Origin of the sequence: Paenibacillus sp. FSL L8-0494 (assembly GCF_038003695.1) — a bacterium.
Classification (GTDB): domain Bacteria; phylum Bacillota; class Bacilli; order Paenibacillales; family Paenibacillaceae; genus Paenibacillus_AQ; species Paenibacillus_AQ odorifer.
The window spans coordinates 690,742-712,830 of the sequence record NZ_JBBOPQ010000001.1 but is presented as its reverse complement, the minus strand read 5'-3'; the positions used below and the strand labels follow the sequence as shown (position 1 = coordinate 712,830).

Annotated in this window: 21 protein-coding genes; 6 read left to right on the top strand and 15 right to left on the bottom strand. The window is 45.2% G+C overall.

The features are described from left to right. The first annotated feature begins 30 nt into the window (after positions 1 to 30). Both NYE35_RS03280 and NYE35_RS03275 read left to right on the top strand, forming a co-directional pair. Positions 31 to 498, top strand: a complete 468-nt coding sequence (locus NYE35_RS03280) for a MarR family winged helix-turn-helix transcriptional regulator (RefSeq protein WP_036676802.1) — start codon at positions 31 to 33, stop codon at positions 496 to 498. Positions 499 to 599: 101 nt separating this feature from the next. After that, a complete protein-coding gene (locus NYE35_RS03275; RefSeq protein ID WP_038568603.1) occupies positions 600 to 806 on the top strand; it encodes a hypothetical protein in 207 nt (68 codons plus the stop codon). 471 nt (positions 807 to 1,277) lie between these two features. Here the strand turns inward: NYE35_RS03275 and NYE35_RS03270 are convergent, their stop codons facing one another. The 3 genes from NYE35_RS03270 to NYE35_RS03260 form a co-directional block, all read right to left on the bottom strand. Further along, complete coding sequence (locus tag NYE35_RS03270; RefSeq protein ID WP_076101386.1) at positions 1,278 to 2,786, bottom strand: MDR family MFS transporter; 1,509 nt, start codon at positions 2,784 to 2,786, stop codon at positions 1,278 to 1,280. Positions 2,787 to 2,816: 30 nt separating this feature from the next. Beyond that, entirely contained in the window at positions 2,817 to 3,371 is a 555-nt protein-coding gene (locus NYE35_RS03265) for a GNAT family N-acetyltransferase (RefSeq protein WP_076105960.1), read from the bottom strand. A 184-nt stretch (positions 3,372 to 3,555) separates the two neighbouring features. Then, positions 3,556 to 3,837, bottom strand: a complete 282-nt coding sequence (locus tag NYE35_RS03260) for a hypothetical protein (protein WP_036676794.1) — start codon at positions 3,835 to 3,837, stop codon at positions 3,556 to 3,558. Positions 3,838 to 4,065: 228 nt separating this feature from the next. Here NYE35_RS03260 and NYE35_RS03255 point away from each other — a divergent pair, with 228 nt between their 5' ends. Next, positions 4,066 to 4,545: a GAF domain-containing protein gene (locus tag NYE35_RS03255; protein ID WP_036676791.1), complete on the top strand. Its 480-nt coding sequence runs from the start codon at positions 4,066 to 4,068 to the stop codon at positions 4,543 to 4,545. Between the two features lie 86 nt (positions 4,546 to 4,631). Here NYE35_RS03255 and NYE35_RS03250 read toward each other — a convergent pair whose 3' ends face one another. The 3 genes from NYE35_RS03250 to NYE35_RS03240 all read right to left on the bottom strand — a co-directional run bounded on the left by NYE35_RS03250 (position 4,632) and on the right by NYE35_RS03240 (position 9,554). After that, on the bottom strand, positions 4,632 to 7,064 hold the full coding sequence (locus NYE35_RS03250; RefSeq protein WP_076105958.1) for a glycogen/starch/alpha-glucan phosphorylase: 2,433 nt from the start codon (positions 7,062 to 7,064) through the stop codon (positions 4,632 to 4,634). 100 nt (positions 7,065 to 7,164) lie between these two features. Then, positions 7,165 to 8,268, bottom strand: a complete 1,104-nt coding sequence (gene glgD, locus NYE35_RS03245) for a glucose-1-phosphate adenylyltransferase subunit GlgD (RefSeq protein WP_036676786.1) — start codon at positions 8,266 to 8,268, stop codon at positions 7,165 to 7,167. Between the two features lie 122 nt (positions 8,269 to 8,390). Further along, positions 8,391 to 9,554 (bottom strand): glucose-1-phosphate adenylyltransferase, encoded by a 1,164-nt coding sequence (locus tag NYE35_RS03240; RefSeq protein ID WP_038568594.1) that lies wholly within the window; start codon positions 9,552 to 9,554, stop codon positions 8,391 to 8,393. 475 nt (positions 9,555 to 10,029) lie between these two features. On the opposite strand from NYE35_RS03240, the gene NYE35_RS03235 reads away from it, so the two are divergent. The 3 genes from NYE35_RS03235 (at position 10,030) to NYE35_RS03225 (ending at position 12,987) form a co-directional block, all read left to right on the top strand. After that, positions 10,030 to 10,713 (top strand): response regulator transcription factor, encoded by a 684-nt coding sequence (locus tag NYE35_RS03235; RefSeq protein WP_038568592.1) that lies wholly within the window; start codon positions 10,030 to 10,032, stop codon positions 10,711 to 10,713. Then, positions 10,710 to 12,293, top strand: a complete 1,584-nt coding sequence (locus tag NYE35_RS03230; protein WP_076105955.1) for a sensor histidine kinase — start codon at positions 10,710 to 10,712, stop codon at positions 12,291 to 12,293. The genes NYE35_RS03235 and NYE35_RS03230 overlap by 4 nt, the downstream gene beginning before the upstream one ends. A gap of 127 nt (positions 12,294 to 12,420) precedes the next feature. Further along, positions 12,421 to 12,987: an FAD-dependent oxidoreductase gene (locus NYE35_RS03225; protein ID WP_036676776.1), complete on the top strand. Its 567-nt coding sequence runs from the start codon at positions 12,421 to 12,423 to the stop codon at positions 12,985 to 12,987. Positions 12,988 to 13,380: 393 nt separating this feature from the next. Here NYE35_RS03225 and galU read toward each other — a convergent pair whose 3' ends face one another. From galU to NYE35_RS03180, 9 genes are all read right to left on the bottom strand, one after another. After that, positions 13,381 to 14,301, bottom strand: coding sequence for a UTP--glucose-1-phosphate uridylyltransferase GalU (gene galU, locus NYE35_RS03220; RefSeq protein ID WP_218641946.1), 921 nt, complete (start codon positions 14,299 to 14,301; stop codon positions 13,381 to 13,383). A gap of 18 nt (positions 14,302 to 14,319) precedes the next feature. Beyond that, on the bottom strand, positions 14,320 to 15,306 hold the full coding sequence (locus tag NYE35_RS03215; RefSeq protein ID WP_036676773.1) for a glycosyltransferase family 2 protein: 987 nt from the start codon (positions 15,304 to 15,306) through the stop codon (positions 14,320 to 14,322). Between the two features lie 78 nt (positions 15,307 to 15,384). Continuing rightward, a complete protein-coding gene (locus NYE35_RS03210) occupies positions 15,385 to 17,514 on the bottom strand; it encodes a glycosyltransferase family 39 protein (protein WP_341120128.1) in 2,130 nt (709 codons plus the stop codon). A 206-nt stretch (positions 17,515 to 17,720) separates the two neighbouring features. Then, the gene (locus NYE35_RS03205) at positions 17,721 to 18,266 is read right to left on the bottom strand and encodes a DUF1697 domain-containing protein (protein ID WP_076101379.1); all 546 of its coding nucleotides are present in this window, start codon (positions 18,264 to 18,266) and stop codon (positions 17,721 to 17,723) included. Between the two features lie 27 nt (positions 18,267 to 18,293). Beyond that, positions 18,294 to 19,112, bottom strand: coding sequence for a phosphotransferase family protein (locus tag NYE35_RS03200; protein WP_038568584.1), 819 nt, complete (start codon positions 19,110 to 19,112; stop codon positions 18,294 to 18,296). A 14-nt stretch (positions 19,113 to 19,126) separates the two neighbouring features. Further along, the gene (locus NYE35_RS03195) at positions 19,127 to 19,423 is read right to left on the bottom strand and encodes an antibiotic biosynthesis monooxygenase family protein (RefSeq protein WP_036676767.1); all 297 of its coding nucleotides are present in this window, start codon (positions 19,421 to 19,423) and stop codon (positions 19,127 to 19,129) included. An 18-nt stretch (positions 19,424 to 19,441) separates the two neighbouring features. Next, positions 19,442 to 20,068, bottom strand: coding sequence for a hypothetical protein (locus NYE35_RS03190; RefSeq protein ID WP_341120126.1), 627 nt, complete (start codon positions 20,066 to 20,068; stop codon positions 19,442 to 19,444). 23 nt (positions 20,069 to 20,091) lie between these two features. Beyond that, positions 20,092 to 20,610: a DJ-1/PfpI family protein gene (locus NYE35_RS03185; protein ID WP_341120123.1), complete on the bottom strand. Its 519-nt coding sequence runs from the start codon at positions 20,608 to 20,610 to the stop codon at positions 20,092 to 20,094. A gap of 225 nt (positions 20,611 to 20,835) precedes the next feature. Then, the gene (locus NYE35_RS03180) at positions 20,836 to 21,948 is read right to left on the bottom strand and encodes a GerAB/ArcD/ProY family transporter (protein WP_036676761.1); all 1,113 of its coding nucleotides are present in this window, start codon (positions 21,946 to 21,948) and stop codon (positions 20,836 to 20,838) included. Between the last annotated feature and the right edge of the window lie 141 nt (positions 21,949 to 22,089).

Below are 22,089 nucleotides of genomic sequence, written 5' to 3'. Positions count from 1 at the left end.
CACATGATTAACGATAGAGGGTGGAGAAGCATGATACAATCTTACGAACGTGATACGCAATTAACACTACATTTGTACCGGGTATTTGCCAAGTCTTTTAAGAGCATTAATGAACATGCTGTTACCGGCAGCAAAATTGAAGGTTTTAATCCGACTGCCTTTGCCGTTATGGAAGTGTTGTACTATAAGGGACCACAACCCATTCAACAAATTGGCGCCAAGCTGCTGCTGCAAAGCGGCAACGTTACTTACGTAATCGATAAGCTTGAGGAACGCGGCTATTTGCAGCGTAAGCCTTGTCCGAGCGACCGCCGCGTGATTTTTGCGGAGCTGACTACGGAAGGTGAACGTCTCATGAATGAGATGTATCCGAAATATTCAGAACGCCTGCATCTTGCTTTCAGCGGTCTGAATGATGATGAGAAGGAACAAATGATTGTTCTCCTCAAAAAGATGGGTCTACAAGCTGAGAAGCTGTCCCCTCTTCCCCGTAAGTAAGAGTCGCTTATTTATGTGTTACAGACAAGCTATTCTTGATTTCTGTTAATGGTAAAAAGAAAACCAATAGGCGATTCTCCGATTTATTTGAGAATCGCCTATTGGTTTTTTTGTTCTGCGCCGGCTTACTTGAGCAGATGATCGGTAAGTCGATGCCGAAGACGGACTTTGAGGTCCGCTTTTGGCAAACCTCGGATCATAGTCATCCTTATTCGGCAGGACTTGCAAGCATGCTTCCGATTGGACTTGGCGAGCACGCTTCCGATTGGGCGTCCCTTTCAGCTGACCGTTACTATCGCTCTCGGTAAAATTCACTTTTGATGTAACTCGCTATATTTTCAGCGCCGGATCTTGATGAACCTGAGCAGTAACTTAGGGAATAACTGCATTCTATACAGCTATTTCGTATGCAAATCCGCTCATTCTAACTTTAAGTGTATTCTGTACAATTAAAAACCAGACAAACCACCCCTAGGCGAGTAAATCAAGAAAATAGGTGTACTAAATACAGCTATATCCATTGAAAAAGTTACCAGCAGGATTATAGTTGTACGAAATACAACTAAACGCGTCTATCCACTGCTTCCATCGACTCTCTACTCTAGAGGTTACATCAATCTGGCGTGCCACCGTCCGTTATTCCGTGCGTGATTCCATGTGCTACTCCGTCCGTTAGTCCATGTGTCTCTCCATGCGTCATTCTATGTGTCACTCCGTACGCCACTCCAAGAGTCAATTCGTATGGTTCAACCACTTTAACACGCTATCTACCTAATAAGTTATGCCTTTTTCAAGGACGATGTAGCATCCTCTACTGAAGGCACACCCTTGCGCAAACCCCAGGATATTATCAGCGACAAAACAGCGAAAACTGCCATTACGATAAATAATGAATGAAGACCACCTTCAAGGGCATCACGCAGACTATTTGATACTTCCCCAGACAGGTTAGTTCCTGCATGCGATCCAAGCAGCTTATTAATATCATCCCCTGAGATGTTCGAATCCGGTTGTTTTCTTAACAGCTTATCAATATTCAAGTTCAGCCAAGAACCAAAAATAGCCACCCCAACAGTCTGTCCTAAAGAACGCGTGAACGCATTAAGCGCTGTAGATGCTCCCCGTTGCTCATACGCAACAGAGGACTGCGCAATAATCGTAAAGACTGTAGAAGAATACCCAAAGCCAACTCCACAGACCAGCATCAAGCATAAAAGCAGCAGCTGTGAAGACTCCCCTGTTAAGAAAGCCAGGCCAATAGCCCCGGCAGCGATCATAATCAATCCAAGCATTGCGGTTCGACGCGAACCCGCTTTTAGAATCATCCGCCCTCCGGCGATCGAACCAAACATCCAGCCTACCGACATCGGCGCCAGTAGCAAACCTGAGATGGCGGCGCTTTTTCCGGATACACCCTGCACCCATAATGGCACATACGTAGAAAGCCCAATAATTAATGTGCTTACCAGCAGGTTAGCGCCAGTAGACACCGCTATGTTGCGGTTCGAGAATAGACCCAGCGGCAACATAGGTTCAGGAGCACGACGCTCCACAAAGAAAAATAAGACTAGCAGGATAACAGCCACACTTAGAGTTGCGATTAGCAGTGGGGATGTCCACTCCAGATTCTGTCCACCTGTGGAGAGACCGAAGAGCAATGCGCCCATACCAGCAGCGAACAGCAGCACCCCTGCCACATCAATTTGTGCTTTCCGACGTACCTTCTCTTCCTTCAGATAGCGGGCAATAAATACCATTGCTAATAAACCGAATGGCAGATTAAAAACAAATACCCAGCGCCAGCTTAGGTAATCTACTACATATCCCCCAAGAAGAGGACCTACCAAAGAGGAAATCCCCCATACAGAGCTAAGTAATCCTTGTGTCTTCGCTCTCTCCTCGATACTGTAAATATCCCCGATGATGGTAAAGGTCATTGGAATGAGCGCACCCGCGCCAATCCCCTGTATTGCCCGGAACAGGATCAGCTGCTCCATACTTTGCGAAATACCGCATAATAACGAGCCTAATAAAAAAACAGCTGCTCCCCACATGAACACCGGCTTGCGTCCAAAGAGATCACTGATTTTGCCGAAAATAGGAGTAGTAATAGCCATTGCCAGCAAATAAGAAGTGAATATCCAGCTAAGCCACTGCATTCCCTGAAATTCACCTACGATAGCTGGACCCGCTGGTCCTGTTACCGTTCCTTCAATCGCAGCCAGAAAGGTAGCTAGCAGCACCCCTATCAGTATTAATTTACGTTCTAAATCCCCTGTTGACTTCAATGTTCCAAACCCTCTCTTTATGTAATAAAATCATTCCCATTCCCCACGTAGAAGCGCATGTAGGGTCACATCCTGAAAGCCGGAAGGTGTCTGGCGATATTGACGCAGTATACCTTCCTTCTGAAAGCCGAGCGTTTGAACCAGCCTCTCCGCACGATTATTATCAGGATGACACAGCGCTTCTATCCGATTCAGCCCCATCCTATTAAAGCCGAAGTCGAGCACTAAACCAAGCGCTTCTTTCATATATCCAAGTCCCCAAAAGGCAGGCGCCAGATCGCAGCCAATTTCCCCGCGGTAAGCTCCCTGCAACTGCCAATAGTTATAACCGCAGCTCCCTATAACTTCACCTTCGGGTCCTACAATACTCCAGCGCAAGCTCTCCTCTTCCTGAGCCATCTGTAATAAAAAAGCAATCAGTTGCTTAGTCTCTTCTATAGAGGATAATGCTGGAGCCCCCAGCCAGCGGGTGACCTCTGGATGAGACCAGATCTGATATAATGCTGAAGCATGCTCAGTAGTCATAGCGCACAGCTTCAATCTACTGCCGACCAGTGTGGGTATCACTCCATTGCAGATATACAAATCTCTGCCCCCCTTCAACTTATCAATTATACATCATTCAAGAGTATATCCTTAAGATAAAAGTTCTAAATTCTTTAACATTGAAAAGAACAAATTCTACGCGTTAACATAAAAAGACGTCTGCATCAGGGGGCATACACTCCCTTAATACAGACGCTTTTTATTAAACTTAACTACAATGATTTCATTCCGCTTCATGAATAACTTCACTGCATAACACCTGAAGTTTGGCTCGAATATCCTTGAACTCTTCAATTCCAGTCCCCGTAATACTGTACCCTTCGGTATGGGCAGTCAGAAAGTTGTCCAGTGTCAGCTTTTCCAATTCCTGTTTCACTTCGCGTTCTCCTACACGATACCCCAGATCTTCAAGTCCGAGCAGCATCTCTGAGATCGTCACATCTTTATCCCGTGCACAATAAAGCATATGAATTCCTATGAACAAGTTCTGTACATCAGCGCGCATATTCCACCTCTTCCGGCTATATAGCCTTCGGTATTTATACTAGCATTACCCTCTGACCGATCCTCGGAAACATTATTGTGGCTGTTGCGCATTTCATGGACTTCAAGGAACATTCCATATTGTTACAGATTGGTATTGTCGCTTGACGTATCATGTCTAGCTGTACTATGTTGATAATTACAGTTATGAGTTCATATTTGAATTTAAAGTACAGGAAGGTGATGCTTCATGTTTCAAGCTATGCCTTACGATGGAACACGCAACGAGCAGTTTGAAGCGGTTCTAATCCAACTAGAAGCATTAGTAAAGGACGAACCAAGTGCTACGGCCAACCTGGCCAATGCTTCGGCACTGCTTAAACACGCTATGCCGGATACGAATTGGGCCGGTTTTTATTTATTTGATGGCAAGGAGCTTGTGCTCGGACCTTTCCAAGGTCTTCCTGCCTGCATCCGCATCCCGTTGTCTCGTGGAGTCTGCGGAACGGCTGCTGCGGAACGACGCACGCTAGTAGTTGGAGATGTCCATGCATTCCCGGGACATATCGCCTGTGACGCCGCTTCAAACAGCGAAATTGTTGTACCGCTGATCAAGGATGATCGTTTGCTTGGCGTACTCGATATCGACAGTCCGCTGAAAGATCGTTTTGATGATGAGGAACGCCGGTTCCTAGAGCGGTTCGCTGCCCTGGTATCGGAAGTTATCTAAAGCAGCTCTGCCTTATAAAGCATAAGAAATAGGCTGTCTCATTTGTAGGAATCTCCTACTTATAAGACAGCCTAATCTTGTTGAGCCTATAGCCGTACCGGACTGATATTCCAAATCTCCGCGGCGTAGCGGCTAATCGTATTATCGCTAGAGAATTTACCGGAATGGCCAATATTTATAATAGACTTCTTCAGCCATTCCTGACGGTTGCGGTATGCCCGGTCAATCTCGACATGAGTCTCGACATAACTTGCGAAATCCTTAAGCACAAAGAATTCATCGTTATTATCCAAAAGAGAATGGAAAATGGTCTCAAACTCCGCACCATGACAGCATATAGGTCCCGGATTAACCAACTGATCCAATACTTCCTTCACACGGCTATCCCCATTGTAGATATCACGTGCGTGATAGCCGCCATGCTGATAATAATCCATTACCTGCTCAGCGCGAAGACCGAACAGGAACATATTGTTGTCCCCTACCATCTCATGCATTTCCACGTTAGCGCCGTCCATCGTACCTACGGTCAATGCACCGTTCATCATAAACTTCATATTCCCCGTACCGGAGGCCTCTTTACTCGCTGTAGAGATCTGTTCACTAATATCCGCAGCAGGAATGATTTTCTCGGCCAAAGATACCGAATAATTCTCAAGGAAAAAGATACGAATCTTGCCTCTAACATCCGGATCGTTGTTGACAGCCTCTGCCACAGTATTGATCAGCTTGATAATTCGCTTCGCCAAATGATAGCTTGGTGCCGCCTTTGCTCCGAATATAAACGTGCGCGGTACCATATCCATCGAAGGATTATCTTTGATTTGGTTGTACATATGCAGAATATGCAAAATATTAAGCAGCTGCCGCTTATAAGCATGCAGGCGCTTCACCTGAACATCAAAGATAGAGTCGGGGTCTACATGTACTGAATGCTTGCTGTAGATGTATTCAGCCAACTTGAGCTTATTCCGCCGTTTAATGCTGGCCACTTGTTCTTGGAAAGAAGCATCCTCACAATATTTAATCAAGCCAATCATTTCTTGCGGATGGCTCATCCAGCGGGTTCCTATCGATTGATTGATAAGGTTAGCCAGATCCGGATTGGCATGCATCAGCCAGCGCCGGTGAGTAATCCCATTCGTCTTATTATTGAAGCGGTGCGGGTACATTTCATTAAAAAGCCGCATTTCGCGTTTCATCAATATTTCTGTATGCAGCGCCGCTACCCCATTGACACTATGGCTCGCCACAATCGCCAGATGGGCCATGCGAACCTGATCGTCATGAATAATCGCCATCTGTGAAATCCGGTCCTGATCACCGGGATAACGGCTCATCAGCTCGCCGCAGAAGCGGGCATTGATCTCTTCAATAATAAGAAAAATACGTGGAAGCAAGTCCCTGACCATTTGAATAGGCCATTTCTCCAGCGCTTCGCTCAAGATCGTATGATTAGTATAGGACACCATACGAGTTGTAATACTCCACGCCTCATCCCATCCTAATCCATGTACATCCATCAGAATCCGCAGCAATTCAGGGATTACAAGCGTCGGATGTGTATCATTGATATGAAGTGCAACCTTGTCGGGCAACGATTGTATAGGGAGTCCAAGCTTTCCAAAGGTTCGCAGAATACTTTGCAGGCCAGCACTGCAGAGGAAGTATTGCTGCTTCAACCGCAACAGCTTGCCTTCGTATTGTGAATCATCCGGATACAGAAACTCCGAGATGGATTCTACGGAACGCTTATATTCCAGGAATTTATGATAGTCTGAACCCGCAAAAGAGCCAAATGTTCTCGCTGGCTGAGTGATGGACTCCGCACTCCAGTTGCGCAGTGTATTCACATGCCGCCGATCTGCACCAATGATAGGCACATCATACGGAACTGCACGAACGGCCTCATATTGACTATGCTCAAAGATAAGCCGCCCGTTCTCCTCGCGAGTCTCAATCACGCCCCAGAACCTTACTTCTACCTGCTTGTCTTCACGACGCACTTCCCATACATTATCATTTTGCAGCCAGTAATCGGGCAGTTCCACCTGATACCCGTCAACGATTTTCTGCTCGAACAAGCCGTATTTATAACGTATACCGCAACCATGCCCCGCATATTGCAGGGAGGCCAGTGAATCCAAGAAACAAGCAGCTAGACGTCCAAGTCCTCCATTGCCAAGCCCAGCGTCGGCTTCTACCTCCTCAATATCCTGCAGCGAGAAACCAAGATCGGCCAATCCCTCACGCACGACCTCCAGCACGCCCATATTCAGCAGATTGTTCCCCAGAAGTCTTCCGATCAGAAACTCCATAGAAAAATAGTATACCTGCTTATCCTTATCCGTCTTGTACTTTTGATTGGTATCCGCCCAATTTTTCCCGGCATTCTCGCGAATCATGTTGCCTAATATTTTATAGACATCAGCATTCGAGGCTTCCTCCAAAGGTTTGCCCAATTTACTGATGAGCGTCTCGCGAAACACCTGTTTGAAAGTTTCTTTATCGTTAAACAACAGCAGGTTCCTCCTGACAAAAGCTTTTTTTAGGGATGCATTAGACTATGCCTGTAGATCAGATAGGTTATACTGTTTCGTTTCATCTAATCCAGTTGGTTTATATTTTGCTGCTCTTGGCGATCACAAATGGACGTTTACTATCCCCGACGAGAATTCGATTCTTACTTAAATGTACGTCCTTATCCATGATCACATTCTCAATAACAGCATCTTCCTCTATAATGCACTTCTGCATAATTACAGAATTGATGATCTTCGCTCCTTTACGTACCTGAACCCCACGAAAGATCACGCTGTTCTCCACCGTTCCAGCTATAATGCAGCCGTTAGCCACCAGTGAATTGCTGACATTTGCGCTTTCTAAATATCGGGTAGGAGCCTCATATTTAATCTTCGTCTGCACGGGACTTTCTTTGAACAGACTAAAGTAATTCTCCTGCTGAAGCAGCTCCAGACTATTCTTATAATAGCTTTCCAACGAATTAATTACGGCATGATAGCCATGATATTCATAAGCAGCGATTTTGAATTTATGGCGGTTTTTCTGAATCACATCACGGAAAAAATAACTCTCACCATGTGCAATGCAATGTTCCACCTGCTCCAGGAACAGTTTTTTCTCCATAATGAAGATATCGAGATATAAATTGGGATGATCCTTCTCATGATGGATATTGGTCACATTATTCTCTTCGTCCACTTCAATACGCTGGCATAACTCATGTTCTGGCTGCAACTGCTCTATTTTTTTGTATACTACTGTAACGTCGGCACCCTTCTCCAAATGATAGCTGTACAAGTCCTGGAGATCGATAGTATTAATATGCTGGCTACCGGAAAACACAATATATTTAGCAGATCCCCGTTTAAAAAGATCCAGATTATTATGATAATGCTGAAGGTCGCCAAGAGAAGTATCGGTGGGATCATTCCAGTCCGGAGGCAAAATAAATAGTCCCCCATGCTTGCGATTCATATCCCAAGATTTCCCGTCACCCAAATGGTCCATTAAAGAACGATATTTACGGCGAACAAACAGGCCCACGCTCTCCAGATCCGCACGCATCATATTGGAAAGCACAAAATCTATCAACCGATAACGACTGGCAAAAGGTACGGCTGCACCACAGCGGAAATAAGTGAGTTCATTTAGTTTATCGAGTTCATGATCCAGATTAATTACACCCATGAGTTGCTTCATCGGAATCCACCGTCCTCTTATAATTTATAAGAAAGTATAAGTTTCACTATATACTTTATCCTTATAAATCTCGCATAAACGCTTACCGTCCCTAGAAGGACGCCGAAGGCGTTTTAGCTTGATTATATGGTTTTGGCCACAGCTGATTTACGTTTCTTGCTTTTATTGTCGATCAGCAGAATTTCGTTCTCGTTCTCCCGCTCGATGCCTATTTCCATATAATCGTCGATTACCGTATTCTCACTAATAATCGCTTTATGAATGCGTACGTTCTTACCAATCTTAACCTTAGGCATAATTACGGAGTCCGTAATCACACTGCCTTCACCTACTTCTACGCCATAAAAAAGAACCGAGTGCTTCACTTCACCATGCACAATGCAGCCTTCATTAATAATGCATCCTGACACTTTCGCCCCAGGTGCGACATATTGGGCGGGTTGATTCGGATTGCGTGTAAATATGCGCCAGCTGGGATCATTTAGATTAAGCGGTGGATTATCGCTCAGTAAATCCATATTCGCTTCCCACAGGCTTGCTACCGTACCAACGTCTCTCCAATACCCTTCAAAAGGGTACGCAAATAAAGAGTTCCCGTCTTCCAGCATCAAAGGAATGATATCTTTACCAAAATCGTGAGATGATCCTATATTCTCTCCGTCCTCCAGTAAATGCTTGCGGAGAATTTCCCATTTAAAGATGTACACACCCATAGAAGCTAGCGTGCTTTTTGGCTGTGCAGGCTTTTCCTCAAATTCGTAAATTTTCAGATCGTCCTCCGTATTTAAGATTCCAAATCGACTTGCTTCCTCCAGCGGAACGTCAATCACAGAAATCGTGCAATCTGCGTTTCTCTCCTTGTGGTATTGCAGCATAGCATGATAATCCATTTTATAAATGTGATCACCGGATAGAATAAGGACATGCTCGGGGTCGAACTGATCTACAAATTTAAGATTTCGATAAATCGCATCGGCTGTTCCCCGATACCAGCTGCTTCCATTCTCACGTTCATGCGGTGGCAATACGAATACTCCACCATTCTTACGGTTCAAATCCCAATCACTGCCTACTCCGATGTAAGAATGTAGTATAAGTGGCTCATACTGTGTCAATACACCGACAGTATCAATACCCGAATTGGAGCAGTTACTTAAAGGAAAGTCGATAATCCGATAAGTGCCCCCAAAATAGACAGCGGGCTTGGCAAGCGATTTGGTTAAACCTTTCAATCTTTTGCCTTGGCCTCCAGCCAATAGCATGGCTACCATTTCTTTTTTCTTCATGGAAGAGCCTCCCTTGACTTATGGGTAATATAAAGTTCAGCAAACCTAGGATAAATGAACAGAATTCCAGAAAGAAGTGAATTAGAAAAGAAATACACCAGAAAGAAATGAGCCTTGATAGGAAGATGACAAAGTTGAAAAAACGAGGAAGGAAATTTTACACGTTCGGATGATCTAACCTAAAATAGGGAGAGCATTCTCCAAAATCAGGAGCCTGAATCAGGAGATTATCCTTATTGTAAAGTGTTCTATATTCTTCGTCAAAACCCTTTATCGCAATTCCGAAAATCCGGAATTTTTAACCCTGTTTGTCATTAAACACGTTAATATTCCTTATAACTAGATTAACCAATTTAAAGCCATGTGAAAGAAATCCACTCATTTATTCTAGAAAAAGAATCATCCGGTCTTCAGCAAACATTCAACCGGATATGGCATAATGAAGCTATCTATCACCGATTTGGAGGAACCTATGATGAAAGCAGTACAAGGAGTTCGACTTCTGCTCGTAGATGATGAGCCTCATATATTACAGTTCCTGGAGCTGGGTCTCCTTAACGAAGGTTTTGAAGTACGAACCGCGTCGGACGGGCTAAGCGCCATTTCGATTGCAGCTGAATTCAAGCCCCATGTAGCTATCCTGGATGTTATGATGCCGGGTATGGATGGATTCGAGGTATGTCACTATCTGCGCTCAGAAGAGACAGAGGTAGCTGTCATCATGCTTACTGCAAAAGACGAAGTGGATGATCGCGTAAAAGGACTATCTATTGGTGCTGACGACTATATGGTCAAGCCCTTCAGCTTTGATGAATTACTAGCGCGGATCCAAGCGCGGCTGCGGAATCAGTTTCCGGGGCTGCTAGGCGAGGTCCGCTGCGGTCCTTTCCGAATTGACAGCCGGCGAAAGGAAATTCGCTTCAGGGAAGAAGTACTTGAGCTCTCCCCTACGGAATACGAGTTATTGCAGTATCTCGTTATCAATCACGGCCTTGTACTCAGCAAGCCTATGATTCTTGATAAAGTGTGGGGCTATGATTTTGGCGGTGAGGAAAATATCGTTGAGGTCTATATCCGTTCGCTTCGTGAGAAGCTCGGAGATAAGGAGCACCGTATTATCCGTACCCTGCGGGGCGCAGGCTACCGGGTGGATCTATGAGCACTCCCATCTTCAGATGGCTTCGCAGACTACCTGCACCACGTTCCCTGCGTAAACAGCTGCTTGCCACATCGCTGCTCATTCTATCAGGATTGCTGCTGCTAATTGGAGTCTTACAATATATCCTTATGCGAGATTTTATATACAGCAATAGAGCGGAGTCTATGGAAGCGCAAATACGTTCTGTCCCCCGTGAGATGTTTTTTAACTTTTTTAATTCCTATGACGAGGACACCACAGGTATAAATGACACAAACAATGAGTTTAACAGCAATTTCCCGTTGGAAAGAGAAGACATGAATAAAATGCCAAGTGGGCTGCGAACTGGCGAGAACCGGCGCCCGCTTCTGCTTGATGCCCATACAACTCTCGCCATGTACAGCTCGGATGGCACCTTCAGGGATTTACAGCAATTAACCCTCTCAGATATAGCAGCACCCAGGCTGACCAATGAGCAATACGATGCGCTGCTGATTCACACCACAGATAGGGCAACAGGAAATTACAAGCTCATCCAAGCTGAAGACGGCACTGAACATCTAGCCATATTCATGAATCTTTATAGGCCTGGAAATACTAGATTGCTGCTGCAAATGAGTGTGAGCACGGGGCCATTAACGGATGTGATTATGCAGCAGCTGCTGATCTACGCAGGTTTGTCAGTGATTGCTTTATTGACTGGATTATTCCTATACTTGCCGGCCCTGCGAAAGACGTTAGTTCCTCTTTCTAATATGGGAGAATCGGCTGAGATCATTAATGCCGGTAATTTGGACATTCGGTTTCCAGTTGACCAAGGACAGGCCGAGATCGACAAGCTTGCTCATTCATTCAATGGTATGCTCGAACGTCTCGAAATATCCTTTCATAATGAACGAGAGGCCAAGGAGCAGATGCGCAGGTTCGCTGCCGATGCTTCTCACGAGCTTAGAACTCCGCTTACCTCAATACACGGTTTTCTTGAGGTCTTGCTGCGGGGCGCCGCCGATAATAAAGAACAGTTATATAACTCGTTGCGAAGCATGCATGGTGAATCGAAACGGATCAATAAGCTGGTCGAGGATCTGCTACTGCTCGCTCGAATGGATGGAGCTCCACAGCTGCAGATGACTGACCTGATTCTCAGCGAGGTAATTCACGAAATGAAGCCGCATCTGCTTTTGCTCGCAGATCAACGTAAAGTTACTTTTGATATCTCCTATGGCATCCGTGGTAAATATGATCCCTATAAGCTCAAGCAGGTGATTCTGAATCTGTTCCACAATGCAGTTCAGCATACCGATGCCGCGGCAGGCAGCATTCATCTCTCTTTACAAGCCGCAGGAAATCAGACTCTCTTAAGCGTGCGGGATAATGGCTGCGGAATTCCCGCAGAGCATATCCCACATATCTTTGATCGATTCTACCGCAGTGACTCCTCTCGCACACGTAAATATGGCGGATCAGGTTTAGGCCTCTCTATCACAAAATCTATTGTCGAGGCGCATCACGGCAAGATTAGTGTAAATAGCACCGTCGGCGAGGGGACAACATTTACGGTCAGCCTGCCTTGTGAGGAAGGATTAGCCAAGGAACAGTAACAACCGTTATAATTAAGAGGAACTGGAGCATCGCTCCACAAAACCAAGCGTATGCTTTCGTTGCCAGTTTTGCTATGTAGTCCATTCTAAGGAGCATCGCTCCACAAAACTTTTAGGAGGTTAATACATGTACGAAATCGCCGTAATTGGCGCCGGTCCTGCCGGTGCAAGCGCAGCCCTGTTCGCCGCCAAGGCGGGCAAAAAAACGCTGCTGATCGACAACGATAAGGGCATGACCCGCAGAGGTTGGTTTGAGAACTTTTATGGAATTTCCGAAGTAGGTGGTCCTGAGCTGGTCGAAACCGGACATAAGCAAGCCGTTAAATTTGGCGCTGAGCTGGTTTCCGAGCAGGCTATCAACCTCACCTCCAGCGGCAACGGTTTTGTCATTGAAACTGAAGATGGAATTATCTATGAAGCAAAACATGTTATTCTTGCCACAGGCGCCCTTACAGATCTAGCTGCCAAAGCTGGCGTAGAGACTAAGGATGGTACAGAGCCAAGAATCAAAACTGTAGTAGCCGTTGATGCTGAAGGCAAAACGAATATCGCAGGTATTTGGGCTGCTGGTACTGTTGCTGGAGTAAGTGTACATGCCATTATTACCGCAGGCGATGGTGCGAAGGTAGCTATTAATGTAATTAGCGAGTTAAATGGCGCGCGTTACGTTGATCATGATGTGTTGAAAGCTTAATCTTCAGTACTCAAATCATAATCCGGAGGATGATTCTTAGGAATCGGTCTTCCGGATTTTTTCGTCACCAAGGAGAACCAAGTTACGAGATTTAAAAATAACTGCACTTGATGCAGCTATTTCAAACAATAACACCCACACGGCTGTTTTAAGTGTATTTTATGCAACTAAAAACAGGCTAAATGAGCATTATAGCTAAGATGTGAAGATATAGATGTATCAAGTGCAACTAAATCGATTTGCAGCTGTTCCCCCATACTTTTAATTGTATAAAGTACACCTATTTGCTCGTCCCTCACCTGCCCTTTGAACACCACACGCAAAAAAACTGCTTCAAAACCTCATGCCACCGCCGAAGCCGATGTTATGATCATTTGAAACAGTTCCTCTCCCTCAACTGTGTATACTCCGATGCAAGGAGTCCACTTCTTCTTCTCTTCCCTTAAGACTAGCAGCCAGCTCCTGCAAATACGGAACCAATAATGGGCGCAAATCCTCCCGCATCAAACCTACCTCCAGCGTGGCCTTAATGTAACCGAATTTATCACCAATATCATAACGCTTGCCGATTAAATCGAGCGCCAGCAATCCTTCATGCCGGCATACCTCGTGCAAAGCATCCGTCAGTTGATATTCACCGCCCGCTCCACGTTCGAGGTTAGCCAGCACTGTGAATATCGAAGGCTCCAAAATATATCGCCCCATAATGGCATACTCTGAAGGAGCTGTTTCAGGCGAGGGCTTCTCTACCAATCCTTTTACTTCATGAACTCCATTTAGTGGGCCGCTGGAGGAGATAATCCCATATTTGTTAACCTCCTGCCGTGGCACATGCTGCACACCGACGATGGTCTGCTCCTCTTGCTCATACAATCTCATCATCTGCAGCAGCGCCGGGTCCTCCGAGACCATGATATCGTCACCAAGCAGAACAGCAAAAGGTTCATCACCGATAAATTGTTCCGCACAAAGGATGGCATGGCCTAGTCCCAGCGGCTCCTTTTGCCTAATGTAATGGATGCTCGCTAGCTCACTAATTAGCTGGACTTCACGAAGTAGATCCTCTTTCCCTTTTTCCAGAAGCGTCTGCTCCAGCTCCACCGATTTATCAAAATGATCTTCAATCGACTTCTTATTACGGCCGGTCACGATGATAATACTTTCAATACCAGACCGAACGGCTTCCTCTACGATATATTGAATCGCTGGTTTATCCACAATGGGCAGCATTTCTTTTGGCTGAGCCTTAGTTGCAGGCAGGAAACGAGTGCCTAAGCCCGCGGCGGGAATGACAGCTTTTCTAATCTTCATCAGGAATCCCTCCCTTGCAGTTTATTTACGGAGATGGGTCACAGGGTGCTCACGAACATTCTTTTGCTGCCCCTTACCTTCATAGAACTCTTGGACAATATAAAGCGGACGTCCCTTAGTTTCATCATAAATCCGGCCGATATACTCACCTAGTATTCCTAGCATAATGAGTACGAAGCCATTAAAGGTCAGCGTAATTCCAATCATCGAAGCCCAGCCCTTAACGACTGAGTCTGTAAAAATTACCAGATACAATACATACATAAGGTACAGAAAACCAGAAGCCGACAGCAGTGCGCCCAAATATCCTGCCAGCTTCAGCGGCTTATAAGAAAAGGAGGTGATTCCGTCCAAAGAGAGCTTGATCATACGTTTTAGTGGATATTTTGTTTCCCCCGCCAGACGTTCATCCCGTTCATATTCAATCGCCTTCTGACGGAAACCAACCCAGCTGACCAGTCCGCGTACGAAACGGTTTTTCTCCGGTAGACGTTTGAGCTCTTCGCAAACCCTACGATCTATGAGCCGAAAATCACCTGTATCCACAGGGATAGAAATATCGGTTGAATAACGCAGAATTCTATAAAACAGGCTGGCCGTCCACTTTTTGAATAAGGATTCACCGTTTCGCTTCACCCGTTTAGCATATACAACTTCATACCCCTTCTTCCATTCTGCAATCATGTCCAAGATCAATTCAGGCGGGTCTTGCAAATCAGCATCAATAATGACAACTGCATCCCCAAGGGCATAGTCCATTCCGGCAGTAATAGCGATCTGATGTCCAAAGTTACGTGACAAATCGATCAGCTTCACACTCTCATCCCAATAGCTATATTCCTCGATCATCTGGGCACAGTTGTCTGTGCTGCCGTCATTCACGAAGATCAGCTCATATACTTCCTCCGTCATTGCCATCACTTTTTTAATACGACGATACGTTTCCTGAATGACTGCCTCTTCATTAAACATCGGTATAATAATGGAATAGCGCACGTTGATACTCATGAGCAGCTCCTCCTTTAATTTGAATGCTGAAGCGTGCCTGCAAATGTATTAGCACGCTTCGTATCCTAAAACACTGAACTAGTTAACTGTAACTTTGTATAACGTTCCGCTGTTGCCAGCGTCGTTTCCTGCCCAATCCGCTGCTGGAACCTCTGTGCCATTGTCGGTAATCCAGGTAGATAGCGTAGAATTCCCTCCACGTCCACCACCCATACCGCCGCTGCTCAGCAGGAAGTATTTCACCTTGCCACTCTCTACTAACGCCTTTAGGGTATCTGTGGTATATACTGTGTCCGAATTGGAAAAACCGTTCAGAATAACAACCGATGCCCCCTTATCGACGATATAAGGAGCTGCTGTGCCATAATCCAATACGGCAAACAGATAAGGCTCCCCAGTATTATTTTCCTCCAGATAGGACAGCAGACTCTCATTCGCACTTGTGGCGCTATTACGCCCAAAGTTGCTAGAATTGCCGCCCATTCCTCCTCTGCCCTCACTGCTGCCTGGTCCTGCTTCAGGGGTTTGGCTATTCAGGCCATAAGTAATTGGGGTAGCTGCCCAGTAGAGCGGGCCAATTAACAATACTAGTACAGCGACAATACTTGCCGAGAAAACAAATGGCTTCTGCTTGCCTTTAAGAACGACCAGCACCAAAGAAACAACTATACCGGCAGCCAGAATGCCAATCGACCAGCCCCTGCCAATCGTATCGTCATAAGGATGAATAATGTACCATTGAAAAACTGCTGTAACCAGCGTCGCAACTGGCAATAGCCATGACAGCCAACCAGAGTGCTCGCGATACAGACTCCAGAGCTTTGACCAGCCTGCACCGACCAGCGCGGCTATCGGCGGAGCCATCATCACCAGATAATATTGATGGAAGAATCCCGCAATACTGAAGAATCCCATCACCGGCACCAGCCATGCTAACCAGAATAGAGCTTCTTTATGCCCTTGCGTAAAGTTCCTTCTCCGCAGATTAGCGAATAATCCAATACAACCAAACAATACAAAAGGCAGCATCCAGCTTGCCTGACCTGACAGCTCTGATTGAAACAGGCGCAGTGGACCTGCGGTTCCAGTATTGAACATTCCACCTCCGCCGCCATTCATGCCGCCGCGTTGTCCTTGGCCCCCACCTTCACCACCAAATTGCCGGTTTTGATTATCTGTTCCACCGCCGGGTGGTTGCCCTGGTGAACCTCCATCATCGGCGCCATTTTGACCGTCTGAGATTGAATTTATGCCTTGCCGACCCGAAAATGCTCCACGTCCGCTATCCGTACCATTTTCAGCATCTGTCCCGTTCATAGCGGGTCTTTCACCGTTCATAGCTGGCATCTCGCCATTCATGTTCGGCATCTCACCACCATTCATTGAAGGCATTCCACCTCCGCCACCACCTGTCCCCCGATCACCCGTCAACCGCGCGACACCATTATAACCAAAGGCAAGATTGAGCACGGAGTTAGTACCGCTGCTGCCGATATAAGGTCGTTTACTAGCGGGAATCGAATCCACTATCACTGCCCAGGATAACGAGACCACGAGTAATATAGCTGTCGAGGCCGCTAATACTCCAGTTTTTCGCTTCCAGTTCACTTTCGCAGCCAAGACATAAAAGAGATAAAAAGCCGGCAAAACCATATAAGCCTGCAGCATCTTCTCATTAAACCCAACACCGATTAAAGCGAATGCGGCAAGGAGACTGCCCAGCTTATTACTCTTCGTTCCTTTAAATAAAAACCAAACCGCCAACAGTAACGTGAATACTAACAAAGCATCAATGTTATTCGTCCGGCTAACAGCCGCCGCTACTGGAGTTGTTGCCATGGCCAGCGCTGCTAAACGTGCTGCTGCTTTACCAAAGGTAGGTTTAACCAGAAGGTATACGAGCAACACGGAGCCCACGCCCCCAAGTGCCTGAGGTAAAATTACACTCCAGCCATGCAGCCCGAAAATGAGTGCGCTAAGAGTCTGAATCCAAAAGGTGACCGGTGGTTTATCCACCGTGACTGAACCTGCAGAGTCGAGTGAAGCGAAGAAGAAATTATGAAAGTTTTGCAGCATACTTCCCACGGCAGTGGTGTAGTATGTATTCACATAGTGGTCATTCCAAACTCCATAACCGTACAAAAAAGCAGCGAGTATTAAAATGAGCCACAGTATAAGATCCGAGCTTATTTTTCTAGCAAAACTCATCTCCATTTCACTCCTATCCCTTGATCATTCTATATGCCGGCAGTTCTGTAACTCCGGCCCAAGCTTTCCGTAGGTGTATTATTTCATCCATACCTTAACTCTCAATGAGTGCAAGCTGAATGTTTGCTGAATAAATGAGGCTGCCAGAACGCAAAAAAGACCCCACAATGTGGAGCCTTTCGGTACTCTTTTCAATCCAAACTATGTTATTCCATCTTGCCTATGGCAACAAGCTTATTCACCGTGTTCCAGTTGCGTGCGGTAATGGGCATCCCGAGTATTTTGTCAAAAGGGACTTTAAAAAGCGGCGATTGGCTCACACTGACCTCATATAATATATACATCTCTCTGCCGACAAAACGTACTTTATCCGGTCCATTCTCATAAGTGCGCAGTTTATCCAATGCTTCCGCTGAAGGCTCGGCTGGTAAAAAAGTAACATACCATCTTTTGAATTCCTCTGGCTCGGAGAGCTGAAAGGGATCGTTAGCGATCACGTTCTCCATCTCCGCTAAAGTACGGATAATAACAGAGACCTCGAATCCAAAAACCTCATGAATCTGACGTTCAATGACTCCGCTAAGCAGGCTCTCCGAACCTTCATCACTCTCAAATACGACATTTCCGCTCTGAATATACGTTCGTACATTTGCAAATCCAAGAGTCTGAAACATCGCCTTCAGGTCCAGCATTTTAATAATTTTGTTCCCGCCGACGTTAATTCCACGCAGCAGCGCTATATAGGTAGTCATAGAATACGCCTCCGTTTTGTGCCATGATCAGCTTACCTCTGCGGCTAAGGTGTGTAGACGTTTACGAACTTCTTTTACCAGCAGCTCCTTCTCTGGAGGCGAAAGCCCCTCCACCAGACGCGCGGCCGCGATCGGCAAAATCCAGCGGTCTACGTCCTCATAAGTGTGTCCTGATAATCTGAGATACTCTTGAATGTATCCCTTAGTTAATCTTTTTCTTATAAAACCTAACATTAATTTGGAGAAGGCAGAAGCTCCCGGAGGCATAGCTCCCAAACTGAACATCACTACGGAACGCGCAGCATCTCCAGCAGGTTCTCCCACTACACCCGTCATCCAGTCGATCACCCAGAGCTGTTCATCCATAAGCACATTGTCGGGATGAAAATCCCCATGACATAAACGAGTGCCTTCCGGCAGCTTCTCCAGATACTTCAAAATGACGGATTTTTCCTCTTCGCTCAGCATAGGGGCAACCATGATCTGACTTTTCAGCATATCCTTTTGCTGGCCGATTTCCTCTGTAGTTTCAAGCTTATGCAAATCACAATGAAGCCCCGCCATCAGCCTGGCATATTGGGTAACTTTCCAAGGCTTCTCACCCATCACCTTTAGTAAAGAGGGACCCTGAATTTGTTGAAAAACGATACCTTGTCGATTCTGTTCAGTAATAAGCTCAAAAGGCTGAGGGGTCCGAACACCCCGCGCATGTACAAACCGGCTGATTTTATATTCCCGGCTGACGTGTTGCTCTGCTATATCCTCCCGGTACAATTTAAGAATCCTCTGATCGTCATGCTGCCAGATCTCCGCTGTTCTGCCTTCCCCAACAAGCTTCGCCTTCATTCGGTATCCTCCATTTAGTCCAGATTAATGCGGGTAAAATGCTCAACTACCGGAAATGGGTCGTAGTAATGGTGAAGGAGTGCTTTCCATTCCTGATATTGGCTGGATTCTCTAAAACCAACAGTGTGGTCTTCAAGCGTTCTCCACTTCACCAGCAACAGATACTTATGATCATCCTCCAAGCAATGTTGTAATTCATGGCCCATATAACCCTCTATCGAGGAGATTAAACTTGACGCCTCCTTGAAGCTTTGCTCAAATTCAGTAGTCAAACCAGGCTTTACTTGCAGCATCGCAGCTTCCAAAATCACACTCATCATCTCCTAAAGTTATGGATTTAAAGCATCCCGGTAAAATTCATGATAGAAATTAATGATAACCAACAGTATAGCTAGTGACTCATTGACACTGCCTACCTCCAGCGAATGATTGGCATCATCGATTCTATACACCTTCAAATGATTCAGCCCACTAATTTCACCGGAATGTTCTTGACCAAATAAGGGGTCACTGCCGCCATAGATTACAGTACCCCGACTCCGCTGAATCAGCGGCACCGCCTCAGGCAACGGGGTGATATATAGATGAGACGTCTTCTTCTGTATTTCTAGCTCTTCAGCTATTCTACCTGCAATAACAGCGCCCATGCTTTTACTTATAAAAAGAAATCTCTTATAATCCGGAAGAGAAGCGATCACAGCTTTACATTCCTCAATGATAATACTCATTTCTTCACGTTTGAAATCCACCCTTGCACTCTGGTAACCATATTCTAAAAGCAGAACATCACAATTATGCTCCCGGGCAGCTTTAGCCGCATAATCTAGCAGAGAGCGATCAGCTGAATAATTTTTACCCGGAAAAATAACAGCCAGCGCTTTGGACCCTTGGGTGATATATTTATGTTTAACCTCTCTACCCCAATAAGAGGACATAATGATATTGCTAACGTTCATACATGTTTCCCCTCTTCTACTCCTTAGACGGATTTAAAATGTTTAAAGAAATCTATCGTTTCTTGCAAATCTGCCTCATCTTTATAGATACTCATTATTCGCCCAATTTCAAGCGCAAAGTCTACATATCCATTCGGTTTAGCGGTAATGATTGTTCCATCGACAAAGACGTTAGATACCCCAGATTCATTGTCCACATAAACCTTACCATCCAGTACTCCGGCAGCCTTAAGAATGGATACCCCACCGCAAATGCCCGCGATGACTTTTCCTGCTCGATTTAGGCTTCTGATTAAATCTAATAGAGCCTCCTGCCCTATTAAATTATCTGTTTCCCCACCAGGGATAATCAATAAATCTATGGTGCTAACGTCCACATTTTCAACCAATACTGATGGATTCACAGAAAAACCCTCGTAGGAGATTAACGCCTTATCTTCCAAGCTTAAGGTATAGACCTGGCCCTTTGTTTTCATAAAATAAGCTGCCAATGTAACCTCAAACTGCACAAAGCTATCATATATAAGAATATATGTATTCAATGATAGATCAGCTCCCCTGTTCTCAATAAAAAAGTAAACTCTATCTATGTATCTATCATTATAGCATCATCGCCTTCTCCTGAAACTTACGGACTCAGAGGACGCTATTTGCACATTTCCCGCGGCTTTAAAAGCGTAAATGTGATCAAATAAAACGAAATAAAAAAAGACACGGGCAACCAGCCACTTTAAGGCTTACGAGACACCTGTATCCTCCTATTAGAGCTATTGCTGCGACTGCGGCGCTAGCTGTTTATTTTTACGCCGGCTCACAACAATTTCAGCGCAAATCCATAACATCAGTGGAATAATCACCTGAAAAGGAAAGGCGTATATTTTATAAATATGGTAAGAAAAATAGTACATTTCCATAATATCCTTGTACACAAAATCCGCAAAATAGATCATGAGTAGTCCCATCTGAAGCACAACAGAGCGGTAACTCTTGAGCTTGAGTACTTTTGCTATCCCACTACTCGCTACATACAGACATAAACTTGTCTTGATAAAAGTAGTGATTACAAAAGCAACTGCCGATGAACCTTCAATTCGGGTCAGAAAATCACCTACATTAATACGGCCAGCAGACACATAAGCGGGAAAATATAAACTGGATAGAACTTCAGGACCCAGCATCAACAGGTTACGCAAAGTAGCCATAATGATAATCACCCCTGAAATTACTAGACTACCAAATAATATCTTCCGTATTGAGCTCTTGTCCGATAAATTACTGAATGCTCCCAGAAATATTACAATCTCCGCAAATGGAAAAGAAAAAGTACCCAGAGTGTCGCTTAATAAAGGCTGCCAGCCTTTGTCCAACAGAGGAAGTAAATGATGATATTCCAGTCTGGAAAAGGCGAGTGTTATCAGTACTAAATTAACAAATACAGCAAACAGCAACAGGAGCTTAGCGCTTCTCCCCATCACTTCAATCCCCGCCTTAACCACCCAAACACACAATAGTCCCAGACATATCATAGGTGCTAACATAGGGGTATCCGTTAAGGTAATTGTGCGACTGAATTCTCCAAAGTTTCTAATAATTAGTGCCCCCAAATGAAAGGAATACCATATATAGAGAGTGGAGATGATTCGACCCAGGATTCCGCCAAACACGGTAATCAACATATCAAATAGATCCTTACCCGGTAATAGGACGTGGAGTCTGGCATATATCAGCAAAAGTGGGGCAACCAGCACCATAGCTAACAATACGGCGATCCAGTTACTGTTACCGGATTGTCCCGGTACGCCCATAAATATTGAAGTCCCCATAATAAATAAGACAGCAATACTAATAGCATGCCCTGTTGATATGATCTCTTTATTCATACTCTATTCTCCCTTTAGGCTAATACCTAGAATAGCATCTTGATCCAATACACAAGGAATGGTGACGGACTAGGAATCGACCATCTCATTGCCAATGCAAAGGCAATACAGAATGAAATTAGACATAATGCAGAAGAAACA

Excerpts from the sequence above, each read along its gene's own strand:
- NYE35_RS03240 (WP_038568594.1), bottom strand. The coding sequence starts at position 9,554 with ATGAAGAAAAAAGAAATGGTAGCCATGCTATTGGCTGGAGGCCAAGGC.
- NYE35_RS03180 (WP_036676761.1), bottom strand. The coding sequence starts at position 21,948 with ATGAATAAAGAGATCATATCAACAGGGCATGCTATTAGTATTGCTGTC.
- NYE35_RS03205 (WP_076101379.1), bottom strand. The coding sequence starts at position 18,266 with ATGACTACCTATATAGCGCTGCTGCGTGGAATTAACGTCGGCGGGAAC.
- NYE35_RS03255 (WP_036676791.1), top strand. The coding sequence starts at position 4,066 with ATGTTTCAAGCTATGCCTTACGATGGAACACGCAACGAGCAGTTTGAA.
- glgD (WP_036676786.1), bottom strand. The coding sequence starts at position 8,268 with ATGAAGCAACTCATGGGTGTAATTAATCTGGATCATGAACTCGATAAA.
- NYE35_RS03225 (WP_036676776.1), top strand. The coding sequence starts at position 12,421 with ATGTACGAAATCGCCGTAATTGGCGCCGGTCCTGCCGGTGCAAGCGCA.
- NYE35_RS03235 (WP_038568592.1), top strand. The coding sequence starts at position 10,030 with ATGAAAGCAGTACAAGGAGTTCGACTTCTGCTCGTAGATGATGAGCCT.
- NYE35_RS03190 (WP_341120126.1), bottom strand. The coding sequence starts at position 20,068 with ATGAACGTTAGCAATATCATTATGTCCTCTTATTGGGGTAGAGAGGTT.
- NYE35_RS03215 (WP_036676773.1), bottom strand. The coding sequence starts at position 15,306 with ATGAGTATCAACGTGCGCTATTCCATTATTATACCGATGTTTAATGAA.
- NYE35_RS03200 (WP_038568584.1), bottom strand. The coding sequence starts at position 19,112 with ATGAAGGCGAAGCTTGTTGGGGAAGGCAGAACAGCGGAGATCTGGCAG.
- NYE35_RS03280 (WP_036676802.1), top strand. The coding sequence starts at position 31 with ATGATACAATCTTACGAACGTGATACGCAATTAACACTACATTTGTAC.
- NYE35_RS03230 (WP_076105955.1), top strand. The coding sequence starts at position 10,710 with ATGAGCACTCCCATCTTCAGATGGCTTCGCAGACTACCTGCACCACGT.
- NYE35_RS03260 (WP_036676794.1), bottom strand. The coding sequence starts at position 3,837 with ATGCGCGCTGATGTACAGAACTTGTTCATAGGAATTCATATGCTTTAT.
- NYE35_RS03210 (WP_341120128.1), bottom strand. The coding sequence starts at position 17,514 with ATGAGTTTTGCTAGAAAAATAAGCTCGGATCTTATACTGTGGCTCATT.